Source organism: Periweissella fabaria, from assembly GCF_918814575.1.
GTDB classification, from domain to species: Bacteria; Bacillota; Bacilli; order Lactobacillales; family Lactobacillaceae; genus Periweissella; species Periweissella fabaria.
The window spans coordinates 156980-183016 of the sequence record NZ_CAKKNS010000002.1 but is presented as its reverse complement, the minus strand read 5'-3'; the positions used below and the strand labels follow the sequence as shown (position 1 = coordinate 183016).

The window sequence follows — 26037 nt, the reverse complement described above, 5'->3', positions numbered from 1 at the left end:
CATTCCCCTTTTATTTAACAGTTGCACTACCGATTTGTTCACCGGCCGTTACCACTTGGTATTGAACATCAAAATCTGCTAATACGTCATTAGTATTTGTAAATACAATCATCGTTGTTGTTTCTAACCCCGCATCCTTAACGGCTTCCCAATCAACTTCTATGACGGGCGTGCCCCCTTCAACAACATCGCCAGCCTTAACAAGTGCGTTGAATGGCGCTCCATTTAGTGTCACTGTATCAAGGCCTAAATGGACTAAAACTTCTAAGCCATCCGCACGTTTCAATCCGATTGCATGCCCTTCAATCATTGTGACCGTCGCCGCAACCGGAGACACTACTTGGCTTCCAGTTGGTGTGATCGCAAAACCTTCCCCCATCATCTTCTTAGCAAAAACCGGATCTGAAACGGAAGCTAATTCAATTATTTGACCATCTATGGGAGCGTATAACTTAGTATCTTCAATCAACTGTGCTTTTTTCTTTCCAATTCCAAACATAATAATTCTCCTAAATAATGTCTATTAACTTGTACGTACAACTTTTATATACTTAATATAACATCTTTTTTATTTTTTGCAAGCGTTTACATTTTGGAATTGAATATTTTTTTAATAGACTAAAAAACAGCTTGGAAGATTTTATTCTCCAAGCTGCTTTTTATTTTTATTTTACTACTTAACTGATTTTACGACGCTTTAAAAATACGAAGACATCTTTTCCAGCTAAAGCGACTGTAATTCCAAAAAAGACAATTAACAAACTAAACATCAAAAACTGATTTTCAATGTGCAAAGTTGCATACATCAAGGCTGTCATGATTAAATGGATCGTCAAAGGCACCCAATTCACATTTATTGTGACAAATGCTTTTGTTTGCTTCAATCGAATAATCATTACCGCTAGGAAACCTAGAGCACTTCCTAATCCAGCTCCATTTAGCCCAATTAATGGGATTAATAATGCATTAAAAGCAATATTAGTCAACATTCCATAAATCGTCGTTGAAAATAACTTCGTTGTCATTTTAGCAGCAATATACGTGCTCCCTAAGAACCCTGATAAATTTGAAAAAATCATCGCTAACATCAAAAATGGTACAAATTCCCAGGCTGAATAAAAGCTTGGAGCAACTAAAACGTGCATTAATGGTTTTAAAATCAATAATAATCCAGCCATCACTAGAAAAGAAAAATGAATCAAATTATTAAAAACCATGCTATAGAACGTTGAATTATTTTCAGATTCAAATTCATCAACAGCTGAAATTTGCCATGCCTGGTTAAAGACCGTAAAGAAAATTGTTAAAATTGACGGAATTTTATTAGCAACTGCGTAAATACCATTAGCTGATGCGCCTAAGAAAAACAAAATAAAGAAACGATTGGCATCATTGGTAAACCACCATGCAAAAGCATTGGGAATCATTGGCACACTATAACGTAGTAATTTAAGCGCATTAGCCGTTGATACTAAATTAAAGTCAACATATTGCCACGGCTTAATAACTGCTACGATTAATATTAAAGACCCTAATTGGGCGCCAACCATCCCATATAGGTATCCGTTAGTACCTAACTTAAAATACCAGATGAATAAAATATTCAATATCGCTGATAATGACGTCCCAACAATTCCAGTAACAGCAAATAACTTTACATAGCCAATTCCCCGCACAAAATATTGCAAAAATGAATTGACAACACTTAGCACTAATAAAATTGCTAATAAAATTCCATATTGGTAGCCTACCCCTTGGGCAATTCCACCAACTATCAAGGTAATAAGACTACCTAGCAGCGTAATAACTAGCCCGTTTGAGAATAAAATTTTATTCTCAAAATTCTTATCCATTGTAAAGCGAAAAATCGCATCAAAAACACTTAAAGTGACAACCGGAGTTAGCATTGCGACGGTTGTTGATATTAAATCAACAACCCCAAACTGCCCTTTTGTTAAAAAATACGTGTAGAAAGGAACCATCAAGAAGCCAATTACTTTAGTTCCCAATGTTCCAATTGAAAAAATTAGCGAGTTACTAAATAACCGCTTTACACTGTTCGAAAACATATTGTCGTCCTTTTCTAATTAGAAAATACTTGATTGGTGCTTTAAACAACGCTTTAAGCCACTCACACCGGGTATTTTTGATAATTTTAATTTACGCATTGTGCGACTGTCAATTTCAATTTCTTGATAGGCACTTTCTAACAAGTAAAAATAATCCTTTTTAGTTGTTGGATTTTCACGTAAGAATTTATCTGAGATGTTGAAAACATATGGTAGGAGAGTCTGATGGACTAGCCAAGCAAATTTATTCTTTTGTTCATTAAGCAGATTATTTTGTTTCAAAAAATTTTCAATTTGTTTAAGCATCCAAACGGAATCAATCAAATTTTTCGGTTTCAAATCTTTCATAATTGATCCTTGCCGAACCCGATATTGATATAAACGTTCATTTAAAACACCAATATTGTCAGCATACCACAATACCAATGGGGTTGTATTCATATCCTCATGCAGGCGGCCTACCGTAAATTCGATATGATTATCAGTAATGACATTACGTTTAACAAGATATGACCATGCTGTAATGATAATATCTTGTTGGAATAAATGTGCTAAAACTACATGATTAGAAAGTTGCTGCGTCTGATAAACATCACCGTGCCCATATGCACTCGGAATAATGTTTCCAGATTCATCAATTTGTTCATAATCAAAGATTACGGCTGCACAATTATTCTTTATCGCTAATTTAACTGCCTTTTCAATTAAAGTTTCTTTGATAAGATCATCCGAATCAAAAAAATAAATAAATTCACCGGTTGCATGTTTAATTCCAACATTCCGTGCGGATGAAAGTCCCCCATTTTTAACATGATGCACAACAAAACGTGAATCTCGACTTGCAAAATCGTCGGCAATTTCACCCGAATCATCGGTTGAACCATCATCAATTAATAATACTTCTAAATTCTGATAAGTTTGGGCTTGAACACTTGCCAAAGCTGGTTTGAGAAATTTGTTAACATTATAAATAGGTACCACAATTGACACTAATGGTTGTTGATAGAACGGTGAGGAAACTTCAGTTTGCATCAAATCTTACCTCTATAAATTCTTTTTTAAAGTAGAAAAATTTTATCTTACAAATTTAATTAAATTAAATTTGATTAGATAAAATTTTAATTTTTCAATATTTGAAATATTTGTTACATCTTTTTTTGCGGCCATAATATCACGTTTGAGGTCTTTTAACTGGGTTGAAGTGATATCTTTACGAAACTTAATAAAGCCAACGTATAAGGTTAATAATAAGGGAAAACGCCATTTATTAAGATCAGTCGTTGATGCTTGTAGCCTATCCCGCATAAAAGCAGTGAAATATTCAACGCCCACTTGTAAGTCATTTAACTTTCTCAAAGAAGTACTATGCACAATTGATGTTTGCCGAATCCGATACTGATAGAGTGGCTGACTATTAAAAACAACTTTATTTGCACGAATTAATAATTGTGGAGTAGCTACTAAATCTTCGTACAACATATTCTCAAATTTAAATGGTATTTCCGTTAAAATACTTCGTTTGAAGACAAATTGCCAGACATAACTATCCATATAATTTTCAAGTAACAATGTTAAACTATCAACTCCGGTAAGTACTTCATCACTTGCCCCACGTTTACGACCAATCGAGCTTGCTCTGTTTTGTTCATCTATTAAACAGTAATTTCCGCTAAATATCTCTGCACCTGTTCGCGTAAGATCTTGCATTGCAGTACTCATAAAGTTCAGATTCAACACATCATCTGAATCAAAGAAATAAATATATTCCCCTGTTGCTCGCTTTAAACCAAAATTACGGGAATCAGATAAACCACCATTTTTTTTATGAAAGACTTTAATTCGGGCATCTTGCTGGGCAAAGGATTCAGCAATTTTGCCAGAATTATCAGTTGATCCATCATCAATTAGTAAAATTTCGAGATTTGTATAAGTTTGCTTAATCACTGATTCAATTGCTTGAGATAAGAATTCAGCAACATTATAGATTGGTATAATTATTGAAATACTTGGCTTATTCATATTATTTGATACTTCTTTCCAATGTTGGAATGGCTGCAATGATTTTATTTTTAAATTCAGTTTGTTCAAGTTTAAAAATTTGATTTTTCTCAAGTTGCTGCAATATTTCATCGATTTCATTTTCAGTCGTCGAAGTATCTACAAATTTAATATACTTCGAATCTCGTAACCAAGTATTATATAAATTTTTAATTTTATGATTGTTATTATCAAAAATAATTGCGGGTGTTTTTGTAATGGCTGCAAAAACCATCCCGTGTAGCCGATCACTAATAATCATTCTAGAACTTTGAAATTCAACCAATTTAGCATCAAGAAAAGATTCACGATTATTTTCATTAATATAAAACCAATTATCTGATACAGTATCGCTATATTCTATCGCATACTTAGACTGCAACTTTTTCAAAAGAACTTCAATTCTTGTATCTGTTAATTTTTCAATATCGCGCCTTAAAAATGCCGTAACTTTTGTTTTTCGTTCAATCTTACTGTTAGACTTATCCAATGTCATTACAATGTCGGGTACTAATTGAACGTTAACATTCTCTGGAAAATTATCTTTAACGAATTGATAGGAAAATTTATCACGTAATAAGATAGTCAAGTCCTTATTAGATTTAGCAACTTCAATTGTTGCTTTTAATAATGTCGATTTTTCTTTGTAATTAACCGACTGTGGAAAAACAACTATATTATTATCAGGAAAAGCCTTAAAAATTTTTTGTCGCCAGACTTCTTGTTCTGGCCAAACGTCGCCCATATTACCACCACCATGGCAATAAATAACATCATTTGGCTTTATACTAGCTTTAATTAATGGTAGTGCCTCATCAATAAAAGATTCTGGAATATTAATAACATCTAACCCAACATCATTCAATAGCTTACTTTCACCAATATTGATTGCTTGATCACCATAGTTCATATGCTCAATCGTCCCTAGCAAATAATTTTTAGGGCCTTTTTTGTGTTCCTTAATTGCATTAACCGGTAATCGGTGTTGTAATTTGAAACGAATTTTATAAATTAATCGTGTTTTAAAATATTGTATATTCAAAAAATGAGCCTCACTTATTTAGACTGGCCAATTAATATTTGGCATAAATTGTGTAATATATAATAAATACTGCATACGACCGTCTTGAGAAATGTTCCAATACCGATAAATAATTGTAGCAACAATTATCAAAATTCCCATAAGCAGCCAAAAAATACGTTTAATACGAATATTATTGATATAATCGCGTTCATACATTGAAAAGGCAATTAATGATAAAGTAAAACCGTCACGGATATAGCGTTCAAAATCAATCGCTGATGTAATAAGTAAGATATCAATCACCGATATAACTAATACTGAATACAGAATTTTGTAGCGACGATATGTTAACAAGTCAGGTGTTCGATTAATGAAATATTTCCAAACATAGATCATTATCCCTAAAAAAATAAAATAACCAATTGCAACTGAAAAAGAACTTCCAGCTCCAAAGTGCGCAAATGCATCTGACTGCTTGCGACCAACAATATTAAAAGCTGCTAAAACTAATCGATTAGCAATCGTAACCGGAATGAAGTAATGAATACCTGTAGCTAATATTAAGAGAATCCAATAACCACGTTCAACTATTTTTTGAAGTAATTTACTATCCAACATAAAAATGAATGGTACTAATAAATATAAAAGACCCGCTGCTTGAAAATTAAATGCAATAATTAAAATTACAAAGCCCAATAACCATTGCCATTTAGACGTTTCTTTGATAAACGAAAATGCTAAAGCAACAACCGCAATCATTCCGAAATTACGAACTTGTGTAATTTCGACTAAAAAAGGATAAATCGCAAAAATACTAAAGTACGTTAATAAATTACCACCAAAACGTTTTACTGCCCACCACATGACTAACATCGCACTTATATAGTATGTAAGTCGAAAAACCACATATGGAATACCTAGTTTATAAAAGGCATACGACCAATAAATATATCCCGGTTCATATCTATGTGAAGCTGGGGTCCATGAATAAGTTAATTGATATGCATATGTATCAAATGAATGCGGTGACGTTACAATTCCGGCTAAAAAAGCTAAATAAAGCACTAGTAAAAATGATAATAATACTTGTTTTTTATTTTTAACGAAACTTAAATGAAGTGAGCTAATAACTGATAAAAGATATACCATAAACTACCTATCCCTATACTTTATAAATATTTTTATATGCCGACACTAAAACTGCTTTGATATTAAACAACACGGCATAATACTGAATTGCTTTTCGTAGTTTAACTTTTGGTTCTGGAAAAATAGTATTCCGATATTCTGGTAAATAAATTGGTCGATACTCTTTAAAAGTTGCCTTATCATTTGTCAAAGCGGCAACTGCCAATATTGAAACTAAGCCACTTATTTTAAGGCCATTTAAAATTTTTAAACTTTCAGCTGCAATATGCGCTTGTTTAGCATAATTAATAATTAAATTTGAAACCTTTAAAATATCAATATATCCAGAAATGGGCATTTGATGTAATGCACTATCAGGATTTTGTAAATACAAGTAGTGTACTTCTTTATTAAAGCCTGCCGTAAAATCAGCATTCTCAGCCAAAATCTTAGCTAATGCTAAAGTATCTTCTTGATATTTTATTGTCGGATCAAAAGCATCTGTTGACCAAAGCTCTGCTTTTGAAATTGACAAGAATGGATATCCAAATACAAATTGCTGACCAATATACTCAAACATTTCACTTTGATTAATACTACGATTTAGCTGAATATCATGGTAGTCACCAATTGGTCCAAGATTAGTACCTTCAAAATCAACTTTCTGACTCTCAAAAAATTCAAAATCATTATTTGATGTGCGGATCTTTTCATAGTAGGCAGCAACCATCGTTGGCAATGGTATATCATCAGCATCAATAAACATAATATATGTCCCATTACTATGCTCAATAGCAAAATTACGGGCTGCTGATACGCCACCATTCTTTTTATGCAATATTTTAAAACGAGAATCAATGTCTAATTGCTTTAAACATGCAGTTGTCCCATCAGTTGACCCATCATCAACGATAATAAACTCAACATTTTTATAAGTTTGTTGCTTTAAACTATCAATCAATTGATCAATAAATTTAATACCATTATAAATTGGTATAATCACTGACACATCAGGCATAATAATTTCCCTACTTCTCTTTATTTCATTTTCTCGATGATTACTCCACCTTTATGTGGTTTAACTTTCCCTCGGTAAGCACTGATTTTTCCATAAAAAGTTTTCCCTAACGCAAGTTTTGACATTGCTTTAAGCATCCCCCAAGCACCAAGGTTAGTAGTACTCCAAGAATTGGTAAACAGATGCTCCGTATAACTAATTTTTCGATTAAATGATGGATACACGAAATACTCTTTAGGCCAAATAACAACTTCATTATGCATCTTTCCCAAAATTTGCTTAGTGTTATTAAGTTTAAATTCTGGATATAAAATCATCATCATTCTAGTGATAATAGGATTATTAGTAGTTACCCGAATTAATGAAGACACATTTTCATATTTTTCTTCACGATACATTTTGAGAATCTCTGCCAATACAGGTGAATTTTGTTCGGCACCAAACAAACCTGTATGTAACGCATTATCAAACATGAAGCAAAACATATTTTGGGCATCGCGAAAATCATCGGTAATTGGTTTTGTCATCAACATATCCGTGTCAAAATAGAAGCCACCATGTTGATAAACAACATCAAATCGAAGCGTATCACTTAAAAAGCCCCAATTTTTTTCAGTATACATCTCTTGAGAAAAGGCATATTTACTGACATCCCAATTTTTTTCATTCCATTCCATAAATTCCCAATCAGGCATTAAGCGATGCCAACTAGCAATACATTTTTGGACTTTTTCCGGTTTTTCACCACCAAACCATGCATAATGAATAATTTTTGGTATCATTTTTAACTCCACTTACTTAAATTTACGATAGACGGACTCCATAATACGGTTCACATTTGAACTATCAAAAGTGGCAATAAATTCTTTATCCATCCCTAAACCTGGTTCATGTTTTTCAGCCATAAACATTTCAATTGCCGTTGTAACTTCATCTATTTTACTGGTATCAAGTAAGACACCATATGCTGGACCAATAATAAAATCCTTCATCCCCGTATTTTTGGTACCGATGACTTGCAATCCATCAACCATTGCTTCAAAACCACCGAGACCAAATCCTTCCCGTCGAGATGGAAAGACGAATAAATCAGATGCAAAATGCAATGCTTGAATATCATTTCGATAACCTAAAAGTTTAACTTGCTTTTCAAGATTTAGCTTTTTGGCTAAAGCTAAGTATTCATCATGATTAGGGCCGACACCCGCTATGATAAATTTTAAATTAGGATTATTAATATTGCCCATAGCTTCAATAACGACACGTTGATTCTTTAAATTACTTAATTCACCCACATTTAACAAAAGAAAATCGTCATTACCAATTTCCAATTCAGCTCTTATACTTTCGCGGAGAGCAGCCCGTTTTTCTGGGGTAACGTCCATCATTTTTTTTACATCAACTCCAACACTTGGTATATACTCTACATTTTCAATAGGCAGATAGTTAGTTATTTTTAAATCATTAGAATTAATAACAATTAACTGATCAGTAATAAAACCCAAGATCCATTCAATAGGGAATACTAGCCAATTTTTTACTGGTCCACCTTTAAAAAAGTGAAACCCATGAGAAGTGTAAATTGTTTTAATTCCTTGCGATTTAGCTGCAAGCCGACCTAAAACACTCCCAATTGGAGAATGTGCATGCATAAATGCCCATTCATCTTTATTACGCATAATTACTCTTAATTGCTTAATTACCACAAAATTAGCTTTAAAAGAACCTAATTTACGACCGAAATCAATTTGATGACTGACAACATCATGCTCTTCGAGCCATTGAATCAATTTTTCATTTTCCTTATTATCCATTGATCCAAATTCTTTAAAATTGGTTCCCACATGAACTTCAAAACCTAGCTTTTTTAATATTAAAATATTATGTTGATTGAACTGCCGAATCATATTCGCTTTAGCAGCAACAATTAAAACTTTTTTCATTATAAAACATCCAATACTATTTGAAATTTGATTGAATTTTGTCTAAGAATAAATTAGATTATTTTATTCTTTAGATTCATCATCAATTTGTTCTTCAACAACTCCATTGCGCTTAATGACGTACAAAATTGTTTGCATAAAAATTTTACTATCATTTTTCAATGACACAGTCTTAGCATACTGTGCATCATATCGTGCTTTTGGTTCATCTGATAAAACATCACGACCATTAACTTGTGCTAATCCCGTAATTCCTGGGCGTACATTTTCAGCACCATTTTGATGCCGCAACTCAATTAATTCTGTCTCTTTGAGAATCACTGGTCGAGGTCCAATAATACTCATATCCCCTTTTAAGACATTAAACAGCTGTGGTAGTTCATCAATTGAAAATTTACGAATGAATTTCCCAACTGCAGTATGATAGTCTTCACCATTTAAATCATTTGATGCGATTTCGGGTGTATCGATACGCATCGATCTAAATTTATATAATTTAAACGGACGATGATTCTGGCCCATACGGTACTGTCTAAAGATAACCGGTCCCTTTGAGCTAAGTTTAATTGCAATTGCAACAATCAATATCATTGGTGATGTAATGACCAAAATAATTGCTGCTAAAATAATATCTATTATGCGTTTGCCAAAGCCACTATACATCTGAACTTTGCCTCCCATTTTTTGTAAAGCATTTTTACGTCACGTTTACTTTTTTAATTACAATATAGTAACTCAACCTTATTATAGATAATACCATAGAATATACAGCATCAAAAGACAAGGGTATTTATATTTACTAAGCTTTAAACCTATATCTTCTCATTTTGATTGTTAAACTTCTAATTTATCTACATCCAAGTATTATACCATAGCTTACTTTAATTACTTGTAAATCTTAAGCTCACACTTTACAAACGTGTAGTTATATCAATTACTTAACATGAAAAAATCGACCAGAAAATCATTCTGATCGACCTAAACTTCATTTTTTTATTTGCCGCTTACGCGCTAATTTTTCATTAATCATATCAACGTCATTTTTAGTTGAGAGCCGAACGGTTTGCCAAACAATTAAATAGATGATTAAAAATTCAATGACAAATTCGATGGGATGCGCCATGATAAAAGTAAGTGATTTGAAATACCAATCAAACACTAATACTAGTCCTAATGTTAATAACATATGTAGCAATAATCGGATTGTAAATGACCCAATTTCTAATTCTAAAATCAATGAAATTTCACCAACAACAATCCCTAGAACAAAAGTCCCAACAATTTGTTCAGGTGTTATTACTAACGGATGCCACTCAATTAAGGCCGCCATCATTGTGAACGCCGCACTTATTACCATACCTAATAAACCATGGCGTATATATTTTCGTATATCCATCCTGTAACTCCTATAAACCTAATGTTTGCTTTAAATCTGGTAGATATTTGCGACTAACACTGGCGCGATTATTATTTGTTAAAAAAGCCGTCATATTACCTGAGAAACCTGCTTCCAAATATTCAAGGTGCTCAATATTTATCAAAGCGCTCTTACTAATTTGAATGAATGTCTTTTGTGGTAATCGGGCATGAAATTTCTTCAATTGCCCTTTTGTTGTATAGCTTTTTCCCACTGTTTGAACTGAAATTTCAGTCCCAAAGACTTCAATTGAAATTATGTCACTGATTGGTAATAAAACAACCCGATCTTCAAGTGTTATCGGTAAAGTTGTACTAGGTGGCGTTAAATTTTGAATTTGTTGCATCAAACTTAGAACTTCACCATTCATAATAGCCGCTGAGACGACAACTTCAATGTCATCAGGCGCCAATTCTTCATTGGACGTAAAGTTTACTTTCATTTAGTAATCTTATCCTTCCATTTTATCGTGTTAATTTAAATGTTTACGTGCAAATATCATAACACAAAATACAAAGATTACTGTAAATGCTACTAAAATGAGGCCATTTCCCAATTCTGTGGTTGCAGTAGTATGCCAAACAATATCAATTCCCAACTTACGTTTTAATTCCATGACAGTAGTATTTGGTAAATGCGCAGCTAATATTGGCTGTTTTAGTAACACTTGTCGAAAAAGTGCCGAATTGTATGGGGCTGGTGTTAATTGAATAATATGATTGGCCGTTTTTGATAAAATCCCAAATGGCACATATACACCAACAAAAAAGCCGGCTGCCGTAGCTAAAATTGTGCCAACCTTACCAAAATTATCAATGCGTTTAATAAAACTAGTCACTAATAGATTAAACGACGTCCAAACAAAACTCGACAATACAATAACCCCAATGACATTGATTAGTTGGTCCCATTGCATGGCTAGTCCATCAGTAACCCCAAAGTAAATTACCAATAGCGTAAACATCACCGCTTGCATAACGATACCGATGATTAAGGTTGCTCCTAAATAGCCTAGCACTAAATTAAATGGGCTAACATCAGTCAGCGCTAAATCACGAAATGTTTTTTGCTCACGATCACGTACAAAAACACTTAAGCTATTCAAGGTTGTGGTTAATGCGGTAATTGCCAGTGTACCACCAATTAGCCACCAATCAAGAATTGTCGTTGCATTCGGTAAAGTGGCCCAATCGCTACTTAAATTTTCCTTTAGAAAACCCAGATATAGCACAATTGAAATAATCGCCCCTAAGAGTGATAACAAAACATTGCTAGTTTTACTAAAATATAGTTGTAAATTCCGCCGTACCATCCAAATCATTTGCGTACCCCTTCACCAGTTAATTGAATAAAAATGTCATTTAAGTTTACCCTTTGATATTCAAAATCATCGATTATTGCTTGATTTGCATTTAATAGTGCGATTACTTCGTGGCTTTCAATATTTTGTACCACTACACCATCATTTGTAACTTCTATCGTTTTATTACTTAAAGATTGCTTCAAAGTAGCAGTTTCCTTTGTAAATAAAGTTAAGCGGCCACCTAAGATGCCTTTTTCAAGATTAGTAACGGTATCAGCAACTAGTAGCTCTCCATGATCAATCACATAGACCATGTCAGCCGTTTGGGCTTCTTCCAAATAATGGGTTGTCAGCAGAACCGTCATCGCATTTTGAACCCGCAAAGCATCCAAAACATGCCAAATTAGTTGCCGGGTCTGGATATCTAAGCCTGTCGATGGTTCATCTAAAAATAAAACTTCTGGTTTATTGATCAGTGCTCGTGCAATATCAACTCGACGGCGCTGACCACCAGATAAACTACCATATTTTTGCTTTAAAATTTCTTGTAGTTGAAAAGCTGTAATTAGTTCATCGAGCCATCCTGAGGCAACATGGTGATACATCCCCGCACGTATTTTTAAATTCGCCTGAACGCTAAGATCATCATCTAAAACACTATTTTGAAACACGACGCCTAATTTTTGCCGATATTTTTGGCTTGTTGGGGGTAATTCATCAATGGTTATTTCACCACTTGTTGGTTGCAACATCCCCGTAAGCATATTAATTGTTGTTGATTTTCCTGCACCATTAGGACCTAAAAAAGCGACAAACTGCCCACCTTTAATCTTTAACGATAAATCATTAACGGCAATTTTTTGTTGGTAACGCTTGACCAAATGCCGTACCACTAGTTCTTTCATGATTATATTCTCCTTTTATGTATGCCTTTAGTATACATAAAAAGCGAATATGTTCGTGCTCAAAAGGTACAAGTGGCTAAAATTCACTAATATATGGTTATTTTCGTCTAATAAAAATTAGGTGAATTCTCCTAATACAAAAACAGCTTGGAAAATAAATTTCCAAGCTGTTTTACTAACTTATTTTTTTAAACTGCTAATAAAGAATGTCATAACGATTGATAAACACATAAACCCGAGGACAATTCCATATGGATAGTGATAATTAATATCTAATAATATCCCAGCCATGATTGGGCCGGCAACATTTCCAATGCTTGTCAACGACATATTCAAACCATTCATTAACCCTTGCTTACTTTCACCGAATTTTGTTAAATAAGTTGTAATTGCTGGCCGAATAATGTCCATTGCTGAAAAAACGATTAAGGTTGCAATAACCACTGACAATTTACTGTGCGTTACTAATATCCACGCAACCCCTGCGGCGCTTAAAACAAAGCAATATCTAATTAACTTAATTTCTGAAAACCATAAGACAAGTCGTTCAAAGAAGACCACTTGTAAAATCAATGAAATAATCCCGTTGATAATTAACACGACAGTTAAATCGTTCATGTCAAAATTAAATACTTCATTAACAAAAATCGAGTAAACCCCTTCAAACCCAGCTAACCCAAAAGCTGAAATCAAAATCAGCGTAAATAATAATACAACGGGCTTAGTCAATACATCCCGCCAATTAGCATCATCTGTTGCCTGATTGTTTTTCACAATATGGTGTTCAAATTGTTGCTCACTTGGTAGTAGACTTACTAATACTAATAATGCCACTAAACCAAGGCCACTTGCAAACCAAAAAGGCATTTTATAACTAATGCTGGCTAATGCGCCCCCAATTCCGGGGCCCAAAATTAGCCCACCACTAAATGATGCCGAAATCCAGCCAATAACTTTAGCCCGTTGACTATTGGTTGTAATATCAGCAGCCATCGCCATGGCCGTTGGGATATAAGCAGCAGCTGATAACCCACCAATTATCCGGGAAACATCCAATAACCATAATTGATTAGTTAACGCAAAAATTGCTTCAGAGAAGCTAAACAACAGCAAACCAACAATCAATAATGGTTTACGACCAATTTTGTCAGATAAAATTCCGACTAATGGTGAAAATATAAATTGAGCGAATGCATATAATGCCGTCATAAAACCCATATCAGCGGCACTAAAATGTAATTCATTTTTTAAAAATGGCATAACCGGAATTACAAGGGTTACACCTAAACAGACTAAGAACTCACTAAGCACTAATATAAAAATTGCACGCTTGGTTGCTGCGTTCATGTAATACCACCTTCAATTTATGTAGAATTTTTATGTTTAATCCTACTATTATATCGATATTCCTTAAACAACGTCAACCAGTTGCGTTATTAATTTTAGAATTGTGGAATCCAATGTATGATATCTGATGTTCGGTTAGCAATAACAAAAAATTGGCAAGCCAATGTTTTATTTGGCACAATCATATAATTTGAAGAAAATAGCACAGTTTGTGAATGTGTCTTTGGATTAAATACGAAACACAAATTATATCCACTTTGCGAGCCACCCGCTTCATAAACGCCATAAAAATTATACAAACCGTTATAGTAATCATGATTTTGCCGTGGAAGAAACGTTGCAAAATCACTTTTTGGAATTAACTTACCATCCATTAAAGCATCTACAAATTTAAAATAGTCAGCTGGTGTTGAGTATATTTGCCCTGCACCAATCAATAGTGACATTTGCTTTCTAATATCATACGTGTAGTAAGCTTGTTGAACACGAGTTTTAACGTACGGTGGGTATGCTAATTTAGCCCCAATAGGAAGATCCTGATAAAAATATGTATCATTCATCCCCAACGGCTTAAAAATATTATCAATCACATTTTGACGGTAACTTTCATGTGTTACTTGCATAATAATCCCAGCTAACAACGAAAAATTAGCACTCGCATAGACATAGTGTGGGGGGGTTGATGTCATATGTTGTAAAACATAATTAACTTGATTTTGTTCACCGGATACTGCTCGGATTTTTTTAGTACTTCCATCAAGTATTCCACTGGTGTGCGTCAATAAGTTCCATACCGTCAATTTATCACCATATGGAATATTAGGATAATATTTATTCAATGGTGTTTTTAAATTAATTTTACCTTCTTCAACTAATTTTTGAATAATAATCCCTGTAAATATTTTTTGAATAGATCCAATTTGAAATTCAGAATTTTCATCTAATTTATCATTTGAAAAACTACTCAAATTACCATTAGCAATTACTAACGGTTTTTTTGAACCCGTAGCCGTCGTTACTGCCACCGCATTCAAGTTATTATTTTTAAGATATGCTTGCAATTGTTGTTGTAAAACATTTGGTTCATGTGAAAAATTTATTTTTTGAATATTATCAACTTTGGTAACAACTTGTCTTGATGCGGTACTCTCCCATTTATCACCTATTTTTATTATTTTATTGACAGACGGTACTAAGTAAATACGGGCAAGTGCTATAACAATAATCAAACTAATCAATATAATGATAGATATTTTTTTACTCGCAATTTTGTGTACAATTTTCAAAATACTTCTCCAGTGTTTACAGATTATAAAATTAACTATTATTTCTAATTAATAAAAGACACGGTCAACTAACCCGTGTCTTTTATTAAATTTCATTAGAGAACACATACTTAGATTAGTCACTACTAAGTAATCAGTACCCTTGTTATACGAGTTAGCTGAGCAAATGCCAACGCCCACGTATATTTTTTATATAATAATATAAAAAGTTGTAAGTTCATTAGATATGCAGTAGATGCAACGATAATCGTTTAAATAATTATCGTTTACTATGTAGATAAAGTATATCCATAATTAGTTAAATAACTACGTACTTCATTCTAACATAAAAAAATTTTCATTCACTTAAAATATCTATTAATATTCTCCGACCATCAGTCATTTTATTCCATCCACAGCGCAAAATAATAAAGGACTACAAGCAATACGCTTGCAGTCCTTTATCCTAATATGCATTATCAATCAATAACACGAGCTTTATCAAGCGCAGCCTGTGCTAAGATATTTAAATAATTAAATGGGCGATCAAACCATGGCTGGAACAACATATCCACCATAGCCAATTGCTCCACTGTAAACCCTGCTTGCATTGCAATTGATACACCATTAGCAGCAGCTGAGATGTCATGTTTACTACTTAATTGAACACCTAAAATTTTGTGGGTTCTATTTTCCCAGATTAAAGTCATTAAAACTGGTTCTGTCGTTGCCATAAATTCAGGTCGAAAATTATCTTCCATTGTGACGCTACTAAAATCAATTCCGCGTGCTTGTGCCGCTGACTCCGTTAAGCCACTAGCAACAAAATCCATCCCAAAAAGTTGTAACCCTGATGTCGCTTGGGTCCCCATGTATTTAACTTTATTTTCAACAATATTTTGACCAACCAATTTTCCTTGGCGAATAGCGTTAGTTGCCAACGGAATATATTCATGTGTTTGTGTTGGATTGTAAAAGACCGCCGTCGAATCACCAGCTGCATAAATATCTGGATTTGAGGTTTGCATGTACTCATTAGTTACAATTGCCCCATTAGGTAACATTTTAATTTGATCTTTTAACAAATCCGTATTTGGTTTAAACCCAATCGCTAAAATAACCATATCCGCTTGATGACTTTGTTTATCAGTTGTGACTGTCACTTGCTCTTGGCCTTCAAAACCTTGTACCATTTCACCCGTTACGACTTTAATCCCATTGTTTTCAAATAATTCAGTCGCTCGTTTAGTGTATGGTTCATCGAAGTACTTATTCATAATCGTGGGCATGCCATCGATTATGGTAACTTCTTTGCCATGCGTTTGGAACGCTTCTGCAAGTTCAACACCAATATAACCAGCACCAATAATTATCACTGAATTAATATGATCCGTCTTTTCAAATAAAACTTGGGCATCGGTATAATTTTTACAGAAGTAGACATTTTTATTATCAATTCTAGGAATATTAGGTTTAACTGGAATTGAACCAGTCGTCATAACTAATTTGTCATAACTATCTGAAAATTCTTCCCCTGTTACTAGATTACGAACTTGAACCTGCTTATTAGCACTATCGATTGCTAAAATTTCATGTTGCATTCGCAAATCCGCTCCTAAAGCGGCTAATTTTTCAGGATTTGAATAAAATAATTCTTCAGCATGCTTAACTTCACCTTGAAGGTACAAGGCAATCCCACATGACAAAAACGAAACATTATCGTTGCGTTCGTAAACCACAACTTCTACATCTGGGCTTTGGGCTTTAATTTCATTAATCGCAGTTGTTCCTGCGTGGGTTGATCCAACAACTATTACTTTCATCGTTTATCTCCAATATCTAAATTGTATTATGCTTACAATTATAATATTTTCACAAACATTAAACCGTTATTTTCCTAAATGGTCACGCTTAAATCATTAATCGTAATTAATTCACAAAGACTCTTTATTTTAGTTCGTGAAACTGGTAATTCAAGGTGATTATCTAGGACTACTAAACGTTCTTTGAGCTTAATTTGCGTTACATAGTCAAGATTAATTAAACAAGCTCGGTGGCCACGAAATAACTGTGGTAGCCGACCTTGTAAATCATTTAAGCGCTCATAAAATAAAATATCATCGTGCTTTGTTGTTAACTTAAGTTGATGCGCCGTGGCTGTCGTTTCAATAGCGATTATTTCATGTGGTTTAACTAAGTAAACTTGATTAACCGCATTAATTAATAGTTTTTGCTGTGGTTTTATTTGGGCAAAAAAACGCTGCCGATACTTTATCGTTTGCGCTAAATACCCCTTTAATACATTATTTGCTTGGCTTTTATTAATAAAATCATGGGCCCCAATATTATTAGCAAAAAGTTGTTGCATAAGCATTGGAAATTTAGATATAAATGAAATTGTCGCTTCAATATCAAATTGTCGTAATTGCTTAGCAAATGCGACCCCAGATAGTTTGACGCCATTTTGGTCCAAATCTAAAAAATACACATCCGCATATTGTCCCTGGTTAAAAACAACTTCTTCTAAGTCATCGGTATTGGTAAATATTTTTATGTGCGCATCAATATCAAGTTCATGTGTTATTTCAGTTACTAATCGTTTAATTTTATCTAATATGACAAATTGATCATCTAATATATAAATCCGCATATAAATCTCCTTTTATACTTGTGAAACATAATACTATTTTATTGAAATATATTATTTTAACTCCATAATACCATGTCCATTAAGCAGAAATTTGTTAAATTCAAAATTTTAATTTGTTCATTACCAAACATAATATATCACGACCTTTTTTGTCCATAAAGGACTAAACATATATAAGAAATAGTTTCATTTTTATTTAGTTTTATAAAACATTGCGAATATATAGTAGCACACCTATAAAAGGACTATACTATAAGTGTAGATGAATTCTTTCATCAATTTTAATTCAATAAAGGAGCTACCATCATGGCAAATAAGTTAAGTAAGAGTGAACGCAAGGAACTTGCAGAACAAGAACTTCAACGTCGCGCCAAGGAACATGCTACTCAAAAGCATGAAAGTGGATTTGCTCATCTCCGTGATTTAGAAGATAAGTTTAAGCACGAAAATTAATTGCGGTAATTTCACATTTAATCGAGTCATAAAAGATAGCATACTTTTACCTTCTATGACTAAAAAAGACTGGCATATTATTGCCAGTCTTTTTAGTTACTTTAATGACAAATCAAGATAAATTTTCCATTGTTTAAAGCCACCTAAATATCCTTCAATCGCCTGATTTAAAGGCTTTTTTTAATTGCTTTTTTAACCCAAATTTCATTGTAAAATTTATTACAATACTGTAACATTAAGATAACATTAATCATTGGGGAGTTTTTTAAATATGGAGTTACGTTCTTCTAAACGGCGCTATATTCTAGGCTTTGATGGTATTCGCGCCTTAGCCGTAATAGCCGTTATTTTGTATCATTTTTTACCAAATACTTTTAGTGGGGGATATCTTGGGGTTTCGATTTTTTTTGTGGTTTCTGGTTATTTAATTACTGATTTACTACGCCAAGAATACATTAGAAAAAATACCATTGATATTAAAGCGTTTTACTTACGCCGAATTAAGCGTTTATATCCTGTATTGGTTTTTATGCTATTAATCACACTAGCTTTTATCACCCTTTTCGATCGGGGAGCATTACTAAATATTCGAACTGCTGTGGTAACCAATCTTTTGTATGTATATAATCTCTGGGCAATTGGACATGGACAATCGTATTTTCAACAATTCAGCGCTCCAAGTCCGGTTACCCACTTATGGTCCTTATCAGTTGAAGGTCAATTTTATTTTATTTGGCCACTATTAGTCTTATTACTAGCTAAATTAAAAGTATCACGTGGCCATGTTGCACTTGGATTAGGTATCGCTGCGTTTATTTCTGCCATTATGCTAGGCATTACTTTTGATCCAAACTCAATTAATCGGGCCTATTATGGCACCGATACCCGCTTATTTGCAATCCTTTTAGGCGCCATGTTAGCTTATATTTGGCCATCATCACAGTTAACCCATTCAATGATGCCTAAAAACCAACGAGTCCTTAACTACGTCAGTTGGGGAAGCCTTGTTGGTCTCGGGATTGGTTTTGCAACATTAAATGGTCAAAGTCCCGTTACGTATTATGGTGGGATGTTTGTCTTTACCATAATGGGGATGTTATTAGTCGCCACCATTGCAGCACCTGGTACTTGGCTTGTTAAAGTGTTTAATTTACCAGTATTTCGTTGGATTGGTACTCGTTCATACGGTATCTATTTATATCAATACCCGGTTTTAGTTTTTTTTGATCAACTCAAGTTAAAGCATCCCCATCTTAGTGCCTTATTATTAATTATTGAACTAATAATAATTGGGCTCATTAGTGAATTTAGCTATCGTTATCTTGAACAGCCACTACGCCACATCACGTTTAGAGATTGTAAAGCGTTCATTCAGCGTATTACGATGTTGAATTATCGTAGCCTTAGTCAACTTGGTATTACACTACTCTTAGTATTAGTTGCTAGCTTTGGTCTCGCTGCACCAGAGGCTGCTAGTACGTATCAACCACCTTTGGAAAAGGAATTAGCACAGCGTGAAAAAAAGACCGAAGATGCTAATGCAAAAATCCTTGCAAAACAAAAGGCTGCTGAAAAAGCAAAAAAAAATGCAAAAAATGACGCAAGTGCAGCAAGTAGTAGTACACTGTCTGATGAGGATGCTAAACTTGCAACAACGTATCAGTTAACTGCTCAAGAAATAAGTACTCTCAAACAAACTCCAGTGAGTGCCATTGGAGATTCAATGCTAGTCAATATCGGTCCAACTTTACAACAGCTTATGCCCGTAGTTGCTAATGGAAAAGTTGGTCGCCAACCTTCGACAGCACCGGATTTACTTACAACAATCAAAGGCGCTAATCAACTCTCAGATAATGTTTTAATTATGCTTGGGACAAATGGTTCGGTTACTCCTAAAACGATCAGCCAAGTTATGAATATCGTTGGTACCAACCGCCAAGTGTTTTGGGTTAATAATTATGTTCAAAACCGGGGTTGGATTCCAGGTAATGAACAGGTGTACTTACAAGCAAGTAAAACTTATCCAAATTTCCATCTAATTGATTGGCACCAACAAGTTCAAAATCATGCAGATTGGTTAGGGCCCGATCAAATTCACCCTAATGAACTTGGTGATAAATATTTAGCTCATTTAATTGGTAGTACGATTGCGACTACCGTACCTAAAAACAATTAAATGGGCCTTAATATTCATTTAATCAAACGCTATGTATAATAGAGATACGCAAGCGATTTCATCGCATTGTTGTTTCTAAATTAAATGGAGGTATCTGAATGCTTTTACTAATTAATATTGTAATCATTACGTTGCTAATGTTAGTAGTTGTAGCGATTTTACTTAATCGTGTTATCAACACAACTAACTATCGAACACGCATGGTGCCTATTACGATTAAAAGTAATCACCCACGTAATCAAAACCATCGCCAATAATGTCTCTTTTATGGACATTCAACACTCGAAACATCACAACATATTTACAAACAACAAAAGGCTGGAAGATATCATCTTCCAGCCTTTTTTCACTAAATAAATTCAACCCGCAATTGTTTATCCATTGCTTGCGCCAATTGAGATAATTTTTCAAAAGAAACATTGTCCCCCCGTTCAATACGTGCAATCGTAGCTTGTGTTGTCCCAGCCATTTCGGCTAATTCAACTTGCGTTAATCCCACTTCCTCACGTGCTAGATATAACGACACCGCACTTGCCAATTTAGCCTTCTCCATTTGATACCCTTGCACAAATGTTTTATCATGCTTTTCTGCTACTAATAATTCCTCAATTAGCATTCATAAATCTCCATTCTTGTTGTAGCTTTTCAGCAACTAATTGTTCCTGATGTACTTGCTCTTTATCAGTTTTTAAATAGGCATGTGTTAAAACATATTCATCATCGGTAACAAAAAAATATGCACAGTGAATAATACCTTTATCGATATAACATCTTAGTTCATAAAAATCACGTTTAACTCGCCGAATCCATAATTGCCGTTGCGCAATTAATAAATTTACTTCTTGTATTTGCATCATCAAAGCCATAAACTTCTCACGTTCACGTTGTGAAAGTTGGCAATAATATTCAGCAAAGTAATTGTGTCCATTTTGATCAATAAACATGCCAAGTTTTTTCTTACTCTTCATCCATTACACCCATCTTTAGAGTCACTAAACTTAATATCATCCCAATATCTCGATTTAGCAATAAGATTTATTTATATACACGAATATCGGTATAAATATAATTAATTTAACCCTTCCAACAAAAAAAGACTGAAAAATTTTTTCAGTCTTTTTTATTATTTAGTACCAAAGTGAGCGGCTGCTGCACCAAGATTGTAACGTTCAAAGTGAACTTCATTAAACCCAATTTCTGTCATAACGTCAACTAATTCTTGATATGACATGAATTTTTCTGTTGTTTCATCCAAATATTTATACTCAGCTTGTTGCTTAGTCAAAACTTTACCAAGTAATGGCATCACTTTTGAAAAATAAAAACGCCAAGCTGGTCGGACAATAGGATTATCAGGTTGTGATGTTTCTAAAATGATAACTGAACCACCGGGCTTTAACACCCGATACATCTCTTTTAACCCCGCAATTTTATCTGGTAAATTACGCAACCCAAAACCAATAGTCACATAGTCAAACGTATTATCTGGGTATGTTGTCGCCATCGCATCACCTTGGACCAAGGTGATTTCTTTTCCAAGATGTAATTCAGCCACCTTTTGATCGGCAATCTTTAACATATTTCCGCTAAAATCTAACCCCACCACATGACCACTTGGTCCAACGGTTTGGGCATGGTGAATCGTCCAGTCAGCGGTACCACAACATAAATCAAGAACATAACTTCCTTTTGGAATTGGCATTGTTTTAGCCACCTTTTTCCGCCAAGCCTTATGCGTACCTAAACTAATCACATTATTCATGTAATCATAATTTGGAGCAATTGTATTAAAAATTTCTTGTGGGGTTTGTTTCTTATCTGTCACAATATGCCACCTTTTTATTTGACTGTTGGTGTTTTAATTTCAATAATTTCATCTTGGGCTTCATTAAACTGTTTGATAAATTGAAGCATTTGTTCACGTGTTGCAAATTCAGTAACATATTCCATTGAAGCCCGCATTAATTTAGTTACGGCATCTTCTTCTTGTGGTTTTTGAGTAGCCTTGAAGGCATGGAGTGCTTTTTTCTTTGATATTGCCATTATTCAATCACCTCAATTGGAGTTACATCTGGACGTTCATTATATTTATCAATTAATGCTAACATTTCTTCTTTGTTAGCGTAGTCACGCACAAATTTTTTCATTGTTTTCTTGCCAAGTTCACGCGTTGATTCGTCTTGCTTACGTTGAGCAAACTTAACATTTTGATGTTTTTGATTATCATCAATTTGATACATAATTCTTACCTATCCTCTGTTGTTATTCATCTTATTGTACATAAGTTCACGCATATAATAAAGCATCTCTCTTGTGATTATATCGTTAAATTAATTTATTTTAATAAATTAGTGATATCGCCCCGTTTTATAGTTGACACCCCTTATCGACTTAGATAGACTAATTGTTATATGACGTTTGTTTAACGCTACAATTAGATAATAAAACTTTGCTAATTTGCAACCAGCAGACAACGCCAACGCTACTAAAGGAGAACTTTCATGTACGATAGTTTAGTTCGTTTTTTCAAAAAAAGTCAAACCCAAGTATACCTTACCTTATTGGTAATGATTGTTTTTTTATTTTTAATTCATGGTTTTCTAAGTAGCATTCTCTTAATTGTGATTTTCGCATATTTTGGTGTTCATGCGTCACGGAAAATTTGCCAATTCACCCGAATTCCGTACGTCCTTTCGGTAATCATCTTTTATGCACTAGTTCTAGTAGTTTTAGCCGGTATCATTACCTTCATAATTCCTGTGTTTGCGCGCGAAGGTCAAAATTTATATGATGCAATCATAAAAGGACTCCGTGAATATCCGCAAATTAATCATTATGTTAGTACCTATATGGATAAATTTGATTTAGTCGATAAAATTAGTACTAACTGGCAAAAAATATTAGTCAATGGCTTAACAGCAATTACAACTGTTGGCGATGTTTTCGTTCGCGTAGCCTTAGCTTTCTTCTTAAGTTTAATCTTTACGATTACTTTTCCAAAGTTACAAACATTCGGTAAACAATTCGAACATTCTGATTTTCCTAAATTTTTCAAAATCGTGTACCAACTTACTAGTAAATTTATTTTTATTTTGGGCCAAATCATTGAAGTTCAACTTGTAATTGACATCATCAATACTATCTTGATGCTAATTGGTTTAACTATTTTAGGAATGCCAAGTCCCTTTGTCCTTGGGATGTTAGTCTTTGTCTTTGGCTTAGTACCTGTTGCTGGGGTCTTAATCTCAAGTATTCCATTAACCTTAATTGCATTTTCAATGGGGGGTGTCAAAACAGCTATTGAATTGATTATCCTTATTTGCATTATGCACGCATTTGAAGCGTATGTTTTACATCCTAAATTGATGTCATCACGTGCAGAATTACCGATTTTCGTTACATTTGCAGCATTAATTATCATGGAGCACATCCTTGGTACTTGGGGCTTAATCGTCGGAGTTCCAATCGTTGCCTTCTTTATGGATGTTATGAACATTCACCGCTTCGATAAAAATGGCCCGATTCTCCATCATGCTGTGGAAGAATAACAACTAATTAAAAGCATTTAAATACACAAAAGCACCCTAGAAAATTATATTTTCTAGGGTGCTTTCTTATTTGGCTTATTGTTCTAAAAACTTCCCTAAGCCCGTAAATAATTCCCGTGCTTCGGCTTCATTAAACGTAATTCCTTTACCCATTTTAGTATGATCAGCATCCCACGTCCGCAAATCAAATTTAGGTTCACGTTCATTCCAAGAAACTTTATTTAACTCTAGGCTCCAACCCTTGGCATTCGTGGATAATGTTGCTATTTTTTCTGTGATTTCATACTTTAATTCAGCCATTTAGATACTCCTCTTATTTTTGCTCGTAACATTCTAAAGATTAAGACACCGTACGAAATATCATACGGTGTCAACTCACTTATTAACATAATTCTTTTTACTTCGCCAACGCCTTGATAATTGCCGCATTGAAAGCCGGTAAATCTTTAGGAGTCCGGCTTGAAATCAATTGATGCTCATCATCAATAACAACTTGCGCATCCTTAACATTCGCCCCCGCATATTTTAAGTCCGGTTGAACTGATTGATAAGCCGTTAAAGTTAACTGATCGGTAATTCCCGTTTGAATAAAAAGCTGTGGACCATGGCAAATTGTAAAAACAGGTTTATCACTTTCTAAAAATGCTCTAGTTAAGTTCACATAACGCTCGTCAATACGTAATTTATCGGGTGAAAAGCCGCCTGGAATCAGTAAAGCATCGTAATCAGCTAACTTAGCGTCGTCAATTCCTTTGGTTGTAATCACTTCTGTACCATGCTTACCGGTAATTATTTTTTTAGCAGTATGTTCAACAACATCCACTGTATGACCAACATTTTCTAAGGCTTCCTTGGGTGATATTAACTCGCTATCTTCAAAATCATCGGTTGCAATTGCAATAATTTTAGCCATAAAATATATCCTCCAGTTATTTCCGTTGTGATAATCTTTTGCGACACCCTTATTCTAACAAAGGAACCAACCTAAATTCAAATAGCAATAAAAAAGTTAACGCCCTAAAATACTGATGGTAAATCAAGTAAATCAGTAACCGTATATTGCGCATCATTGGCTTGTTGGCGGTTGGCATAGTCATAATACACACAATCAATATCACTTGCCAAAGCACCTTTAATATCTGAATTAAGTCCGTCCCCAATCATTAAAACATCCTGCTTGGTGATCTTTAATTCATTCAAAATATACTCAAAAAACTTAACATTGGGTTTCTCATAGCCAACGGTTTCAGAAATAAAATGGCCATCAAAAAAATCTAAAATTTGGGTCGCTTGCATCCGCCGAATTTGAGTTTGGTAAACCCCATTTGATGCTGTATATAGTTGATAACCGGCATGTTTTAACACTGTTAAGGTTTCTTTAGCATTCGGCATCAAAAATGCTCCTTCACCTAACAATTGGCGAAAACGTCTTTCAGCAGCAATCCCATCCAGATTATCATAACCAAGGGCTGCAAAAAAACGTGTAAAACGTTGATCTAATAAATATTGTTTCGTAATCTCTTGGCGTTCTAATTGCCGCCACAGTTGTTGATTAATTTCATCATACTGTACAAAAAGTTGTTGGGTATATGGTACGTTGGATTCTTGCATTAATTGTTTAAATGCAAAGTCTTCTGCTGCCTTAAAGTCTAATAATGTATCATCTAAATCAAATAATAGTGCCTTGTACATATAAAGAAATCCTCACAAATTTAATAATATTTGGTTATTTTACCATTATTTTCGTCAGAACT

The 26037-nt window shown here is 33.9% G+C and carries 30 protein-coding genes; 4 read left to right on the top strand and 26 right to left on the bottom strand.

The window, feature by feature from the left end; all coding sequences use genetic code 11:
- Positions 1 to 10: 10 nt before the first annotated feature.
- From LQZ75_RS03875 to LQZ75_RS03790, 18 genes are all read right to left on the bottom strand, one after another.
- Positions 11 to 499 (bottom strand): PTS sugar transporter subunit IIA, encoded by a 489-nt coding sequence (locus tag LQZ75_RS03875; protein WP_230096540.1) that lies wholly within the window; start codon positions 497 to 499, stop codon positions 11 to 13.
- 178 nt (positions 500 to 677) lie between these two features.
- Positions 678 to 2069: an oligosaccharide flippase family protein gene (locus LQZ75_RS03870; RefSeq protein WP_230096539.1), complete on the bottom strand. Its 1392-nt coding sequence runs from the start codon at positions 2067 to 2069 to the stop codon at positions 678 to 680.
- An 18-nt stretch (positions 2070 to 2087) separates the two neighbouring features.
- Positions 2088 to 3101, bottom strand: coding sequence for a glycosyltransferase family 2 protein (locus tag LQZ75_RS03865; protein ID WP_230096538.1), 1014 nt, complete (start codon positions 3099 to 3101; stop codon positions 2088 to 2090).
- Positions 3102 to 3143: 42 nt separating this feature from the next.
- A complete protein-coding gene (locus LQZ75_RS03860; protein WP_230096537.1) occupies positions 3144 to 4088 on the bottom strand; it encodes a glycosyltransferase in 945 nt (314 codons plus the stop codon).
- Position 4089: 1 nt separating this feature from the next.
- Positions 4090 to 5148 (bottom strand): polysaccharide pyruvyl transferase family protein, encoded by a 1059-nt coding sequence (locus LQZ75_RS03855; protein WP_230096536.1) that lies wholly within the window; start codon positions 5146 to 5148, stop codon positions 4090 to 4092.
- An 18-nt stretch (positions 5149 to 5166) separates the two neighbouring features.
- Complete coding sequence (locus LQZ75_RS03850) at positions 5167 to 6279, bottom strand: EpsG family protein (protein WP_230096535.1); 1113 nt, start codon at positions 6277 to 6279, stop codon at positions 5167 to 5169.
- A gap of 13 nt (positions 6280 to 6292) precedes the next feature.
- On the bottom strand, positions 6293 to 7276 hold the full coding sequence (locus LQZ75_RS03845) for a glycosyltransferase family 2 protein (RefSeq protein WP_230096534.1): 984 nt from the start codon (positions 7274 to 7276) through the stop codon (positions 6293 to 6295).
- Between the two features lie 20 nt (positions 7277 to 7296).
- A complete protein-coding gene (locus tag LQZ75_RS03840; RefSeq protein WP_230096533.1) occupies positions 7297 to 8058 on the bottom strand; it encodes a glycosyltransferase family 32 protein in 762 nt (253 codons plus the stop codon).
- Positions 8059 to 8070: 12 nt separating this feature from the next.
- Entirely contained in the window at positions 8071 to 9219 is a 1149-nt protein-coding gene (locus LQZ75_RS03835) for a glycosyltransferase (RefSeq protein ID WP_230096532.1), read from the bottom strand.
- A 63-nt stretch (positions 9220 to 9282) separates the two neighbouring features.
- Positions 9283 to 9882: a sugar transferase gene (locus LQZ75_RS03830; RefSeq protein ID WP_230096531.1), complete on the bottom strand. Its 600-nt coding sequence runs from the start codon at positions 9880 to 9882 to the stop codon at positions 9283 to 9285.
- 322 nt (positions 9883 to 10204) lie between these two features.
- On the bottom strand, positions 10205 to 10615 hold the full coding sequence (locus tag LQZ75_RS03825; protein WP_230096530.1) for a DUF3021 family protein: 411 nt from the start codon (positions 10613 to 10615) through the stop codon (positions 10205 to 10207).
- A gap of 10 nt (positions 10616 to 10625) precedes the next feature.
- Complete coding sequence (locus tag LQZ75_RS03820; protein WP_230096529.1) at positions 10626 to 11078, bottom strand: LytTR family DNA-binding domain-containing protein; 453 nt, start codon at positions 11076 to 11078, stop codon at positions 10626 to 10628.
- Positions 11079 to 11108: 30 nt separating this feature from the next.
- Positions 11109 to 11957 (bottom strand): ABC transporter permease, encoded by an 849-nt coding sequence (locus tag LQZ75_RS03815; RefSeq protein WP_230096528.1) that lies wholly within the window; start codon positions 11955 to 11957, stop codon positions 11109 to 11111.
- On the bottom strand, positions 11954 to 12844 hold the full coding sequence (locus LQZ75_RS03810) for an ABC transporter ATP-binding protein (protein WP_230096527.1): 891 nt from the start codon (positions 12842 to 12844) through the stop codon (positions 11954 to 11956). Before LQZ75_RS03810 ends, LQZ75_RS03815 begins: the two co-directional genes overlap by 4 nt.
- 180 nt (positions 12845 to 13024) lie before the next feature.
- A complete protein-coding gene (locus LQZ75_RS03805; RefSeq protein ID WP_230096526.1) occupies positions 13025 to 14191 on the bottom strand; it encodes an MFS transporter in 1167 nt (388 codons plus the stop codon).
- Between the two features lie 95 nt (positions 14192 to 14286).
- On the bottom strand, positions 14287 to 15477 hold the full coding sequence (locus LQZ75_RS03800; protein ID WP_230096525.1) for a serine hydrolase domain-containing protein: 1191 nt from the start codon (positions 15475 to 15477) through the stop codon (positions 14287 to 14289).
- A 458-nt stretch (positions 15478 to 15935) separates the two neighbouring features.
- Positions 15936 to 17279 carry an FAD-dependent oxidoreductase gene (locus LQZ75_RS03795; RefSeq protein ID WP_230096524.1) on the bottom strand — a complete coding sequence of 448 codons (1344 nt, stop codon included), beginning with the start codon at positions 17277 to 17279 and terminating at the stop codon, positions 15936 to 15938.
- 74 nt (positions 17280 to 17353) lie between these two features.
- Complete coding sequence (locus LQZ75_RS03790; protein WP_230096523.1) at positions 17354 to 18106, bottom strand: LytR/AlgR family response regulator transcription factor; 753 nt, start codon at positions 18104 to 18106, stop codon at positions 17354 to 17356.
- Positions 18107 to 18412: 306 nt separating this feature from the next.
- Here LQZ75_RS03790 and LQZ75_RS03785 point away from each other — a divergent pair, with 306 nt between their 5' ends.
- The 3 genes from LQZ75_RS03785 (at position 18413) to LQZ75_RS03775 (ending at position 20992) form a co-directional block, all read left to right on the top strand.
- On the top strand, positions 18413 to 18559 hold the full coding sequence (locus LQZ75_RS03785) for a hypothetical protein (protein WP_230096522.1): 147 nt from the start codon (positions 18413 to 18415) through the stop codon (positions 18557 to 18559).
- 271 nt (positions 18560 to 18830) lie between these two features.
- Complete coding sequence (locus LQZ75_RS03780) at positions 18831 to 20735, top strand: acyltransferase family protein (protein WP_230096521.1); 1905 nt, start codon at positions 18831 to 18833, stop codon at positions 20733 to 20735.
- 98 nt (positions 20736 to 20833) lie between these two features.
- Complete coding sequence (locus LQZ75_RS03775; RefSeq protein WP_230096520.1) at positions 20834 to 20992, top strand: hypothetical protein; 159 nt, start codon at positions 20834 to 20836, stop codon at positions 20990 to 20992.
- A 92-nt stretch (positions 20993 to 21084) separates the two neighbouring features.
- Here the strand turns inward: LQZ75_RS03775 and LQZ75_RS03770 are convergent, their stop codons facing one another.
- The 5 genes from LQZ75_RS03770 to LQZ75_RS03750 form a co-directional block, all read right to left on the bottom strand.
- Entirely contained in the window at positions 21085 to 21351 is a 267-nt protein-coding gene (locus LQZ75_RS03770) for a helix-turn-helix domain-containing protein (protein WP_230096519.1), read from the bottom strand.
- Positions 21341 to 21703 carry a type II toxin-antitoxin system RelE/ParE family toxin gene (locus tag LQZ75_RS03765; RefSeq protein WP_230096518.1) on the bottom strand — a complete coding sequence of 121 codons (363 nt, stop codon included), beginning with the start codon at positions 21701 to 21703 and terminating at the stop codon, positions 21341 to 21343. The genes LQZ75_RS03770 and LQZ75_RS03765 overlap by 11 nt, the downstream gene beginning before the upstream one ends.
- 155 nt (positions 21704 to 21858) lie before the next feature.
- Positions 21859 to 22560 (bottom strand): demethylmenaquinone methyltransferase, encoded by a 702-nt coding sequence (locus LQZ75_RS03760; RefSeq protein ID WP_230096517.1) that lies wholly within the window; start codon positions 22558 to 22560, stop codon positions 21859 to 21861.
- 14 nt (positions 22561 to 22574) lie between these two features.
- Positions 22575 to 22778 carry a hypothetical protein gene (locus LQZ75_RS03755; RefSeq protein WP_230096516.1) on the bottom strand — a complete coding sequence of 68 codons (204 nt, stop codon included), beginning with the start codon at positions 22776 to 22778 and terminating at the stop codon, positions 22575 to 22577.
- Positions 22778 to 22975, bottom strand: coding sequence for a hypothetical protein (locus LQZ75_RS03750; RefSeq protein ID WP_230096515.1), 198 nt, complete (start codon positions 22973 to 22975; stop codon positions 22778 to 22780). Before LQZ75_RS03750 ends, LQZ75_RS03755 begins: the two co-directional genes overlap by 1 nt.
- A gap of 261 nt (positions 22976 to 23236) precedes the next feature.
- On the opposite strand from LQZ75_RS03750, the gene LQZ75_RS03745 reads away from it, so the two are divergent.
- Positions 23237 to 24283 carry an AI-2E family transporter gene (locus LQZ75_RS03745; RefSeq protein ID WP_230096514.1) on the top strand — a complete coding sequence of 349 codons (1047 nt, stop codon included), beginning with the start codon at positions 23237 to 23239 and terminating at the stop codon, positions 24281 to 24283.
- A 75-nt stretch (positions 24284 to 24358) separates the two neighbouring features.
- Here LQZ75_RS03745 and LQZ75_RS03740 read toward each other — a convergent pair whose 3' ends face one another.
- The 3 genes from LQZ75_RS03740 to LQZ75_RS03730 form a co-directional block, all read right to left on the bottom strand.
- A complete protein-coding gene (locus LQZ75_RS03740) occupies positions 24359 to 24583 on the bottom strand; it encodes a YdbC family protein (protein WP_230096513.1) in 225 nt (74 codons plus the stop codon).
- A 97-nt stretch (positions 24584 to 24680) separates the two neighbouring features.
- A complete protein-coding gene (locus LQZ75_RS03735; RefSeq protein ID WP_230096512.1) occupies positions 24681 to 25196 on the bottom strand; it encodes a type 1 glutamine amidotransferase domain-containing protein in 516 nt (171 codons plus the stop codon).
- 104 nt (positions 25197 to 25300) lie between these two features.
- The gene (locus LQZ75_RS03730; protein ID WP_230096511.1) at positions 25301 to 25975 is read right to left on the bottom strand and encodes a YjjG family noncanonical pyrimidine nucleotidase; all 675 of its coding nucleotides are present in this window, start codon (positions 25973 to 25975) and stop codon (positions 25301 to 25303) included.
- Positions 25976 to 26037 lie beyond the last annotated feature (62 nt).